At 66.2% G+C, this 2,905-nt stretch carries 3 protein-coding genes; all 3 read right to left on the reverse strand.

All coding sequences use genetic code 11. The features are described 5' to 3' along the window. A partial coding sequence (locus tag JOY90_RS13135) for a GTP-binding protein (RefSeq protein ID WP_291691555.1) occupies positions 1–492 on the reverse strand: 492 nt, incomplete at its 3' end. 4 nt (positions 493–496) lie between these two features. Then, complete coding sequence (gene ureC / locus JOY90_RS13140) at positions 497–2,206, reverse strand: urease subunit alpha (protein WP_291691556.1); 1,710 nt, start codon at positions 2,204–2,206, stop codon at positions 497–499. 18 nt (positions 2,207–2,224) lie between these two features. Continuing rightward, on the reverse strand, positions 2,225–2,905 hold a 681-nt coding region (locus JOY90_RS13145; RefSeq protein ID WP_291691557.1), incomplete at its 5' end, for an urease subunit beta.

The following is a 2,905-nucleotide window of genomic DNA, read 5'->3' on the forward strand; positions in this document are numbered from 1 at the left end:
GATCTTGTTGACGACGAGCAGGTCGCAGCGCAGCAGGCCCGGCCCTTTCTTGCGCGGAATGTCGTCGCCGCCGGCGACGTCGATCACGAAGATCCACCAGTCGACCAGGTCGAGCGAAAAGGTCGATGCCAGATTGTCGCCGCCGGACTCGAACAGGATCAGCTCGAGGCCGGGAAAGCGGGCTTCGAGATCGTCGCCGGCGGCGATGTTGAGCGTCGGGTCCTCGCGGATCACCGTGTGCGGGCAGGCGCCCGCCTCGACCGCCTCCACCCGCGCCGGATCGATCAGGCCGGAGCGGCGCAGCCGCTCCGCATCCTCCCTGGTGACGAGGTCGTTGGTGACCACGGCAAAATCGATGCCGCGACGCTTCAGCACCGGGATCAGCGCCTCGATCAGCGCGGTCTTGCCCGAGCCCACCGGGCCGCCAATTCCGACCCGCGCCGCGACGGTCGGCTTTGCGTCGTTCGAATCGATGCGAACGCTTTCCTGCATCGCCTCACCTCAGCATATAGCGCCGCGCCAGCGGCAATTCGCGCGCGGGCTCGCAGGTCGCGAGCACGCCGTCGACGAACACATCGAACGTCTCCGGGTCGACCGTGACGCTTGGACAGGCATCGTTCCACAGCATGTCGCGCTTGGAGAGTTTTCGCGTATTGCGCACCGGCAGCAGACGCTTCGACAGTCCGAGCGAGCCCGCGAGGTCGCGCTCCATCGCCAAAGGATGCACGAAGCAGGCCGACAGCGCCGAGGGTGCGCGGCCGAAGGCACCCCATTGCGGCCGCATCAGCATCGGTTCGCAGGTCATCAGCGAGGCTGCGCTGTCGCCCATCGCGCCCCAGGCGATGAACCCGCCCTTGATCACGAGCTCCGGCTTGATGCCGAAGAAGGCCGGACGCCACACCACGATGTCGGCGATCTTGCCGTCCTCCAGCGAGCCGACATGATCGGAAATGCCAAAAGTCTTCGCCGCATTGATGGTGTATTTGGCAATGTAGCGGCGGATGCGCGCATTGTCGCCGTGCCCCGGCGCGTCCTCCGGCAGCGTGCCGCGCTGGTCCTTCATCTTCGAGGCGAGCTGCCAGGTCCGGCAGATCACCTCGTGAATGCGGCCCATGCCCTGGCTGTCGGAGCCGAGCATCGAGATCGCGCCGATGTCGTGCAGCACGTCCTCCGCCGCGATGGTCTGGGCGCGGATCCGGCTTTCCGCGAACGCCACGTCCTCCGGAATCGCCGGGTTCAGGTGATGACAGACCATCGTCATGTCGAGATGCTCGTCGAACGTGTTCACCGTGAACGGATTGGTCGGGTTGGTCGATGACGGCAGGCAGTGCATCTCGCCGGCGACGCGGATGATGTCGGGTGCGTGGCCGCCGCCGGCACCCTCGGTGTGGTACATGTGAATGGTGCGGCCGGCGATCGCCTCCAGCGTATTCTCGACAAAACCGCTTTCGTTCAGCGTGTCGGTGTGGATCTGCACTTGAAAGTCATGGTCGTCGGCCACCTCGAGGCAGGTGTCGATCGCGGCCGGCATCGATCCCCAGTCCTCGTGCAGCTTCAGGCCCATCACGCCGGTCTCGAGCTGCTCGATCATCGGCGGCGCGCGATGGGAGTTGCCGCGGCCGAGGAAACCGAAGTTCATCGGCCAGGCCTCGGCGGCCTGCAGCATCTTGCCGGTGTTGAAGGGGCCGCCGGAATCGATGCCGACCGTGATCGGGCCGAGCGAACCGCCGATCATGGTGGTGATGCCGCTTGCGAGCGCATGCTCGACGAGGCCCGCGCTGTCGAAATGCACGTGAACGTCGATCGCGCCGGGGGTCGCGATCAGGCCCTCGCAATCGCGCACCGTGGTGCCGGTGGAGACGATCAGGCGCGGATCGACGCCATCCATGATGGCGGGATTGCCGGCCTTGCCGAAGCCGACGATGCGGCCACCCCGGACGCCGAGATCGCCCTTGACGATGCCGAGCACGGGATCGATCACCAGCACGTTGCAGAGCAGGAAATCCAGCGCGCCCTCGCGGCTGGTGATGCCGGCCATGCCGATGCCGTCGCGCAACGTCTTGCCGCCGCCATGCAGGCACTCGTCGCCATAGACGGCGTGGTCCTTCTCGACCACCGCCACCAGCGAGGTGTCGCCGAGGCGGACGGAATCGCCGGTTGTCGGTCCATAGAGCGCTGCGTAATCACGGCGGTCGATGACGGCCAAATCTACATCTCCTCGAAATCAGGCGCCGCGGAAGCCACGCGCCTTGGCGCGCGCCAATGCCGCGTCGCGTGTTTGCGGATCGTTGCCTACACCGTTGGTCAGGTTGTTCAGCCCCGTCAGTTCGGCGCGGCCGCCGAACTCGACCAGGGATATCTCCTTCGAGGCACCGGGCTCGAAACGCACGGCCGTGCCTGCGGGAATATCGAGCCGCATGTTGAAGGCCGCGGCGCGATCGAATTCCAAGGCCTTGTTGACCTCGAAGAAATGGAAGTGCGAGCCGATCTGGATCGGCCGGTCGCCGGTGTTGACCGCCGTCAACGTGGTGCGGCGACGGCCGGCGTTGAGCTCGACCTCACCATCGGCAGCCGCGATCCGGCCGGGATGCTCGGTGTCGGCCGCGCTTCCCGGCGCAGCACGGATCGGCTCATGTACGGTGACCAGCTTGGTGCCGTCGGGAAAGGCGCATTCGACCTGGATGATCGGCATCATCGCGGCAATGCCGGGCAGCACGTCCTCGGTCGTCAGGATCGTCGAGCCGAACCCGATCAGGTCGGCGACCGAACGCCCGTCGCGGGCACCTTCGAGGATTTCGTCGGTGATGATGGCGACGGCTTCGGGATAGTTGAGCTTCAACCCCCGTGCCCGGCGCCGCCGCGACAGCTCCGCCGCGTTGAAGATCGTCAACCGTTCCAACTCCGT

Source organism: Bradyrhizobium sp. (assembly GCF_019242285.1).
In the GTDB taxonomy this organism is placed as follows: Bacteria; Pseudomonadota; Alphaproteobacteria; order Rhizobiales; family Xanthobacteraceae; genus Bradyrhizobium.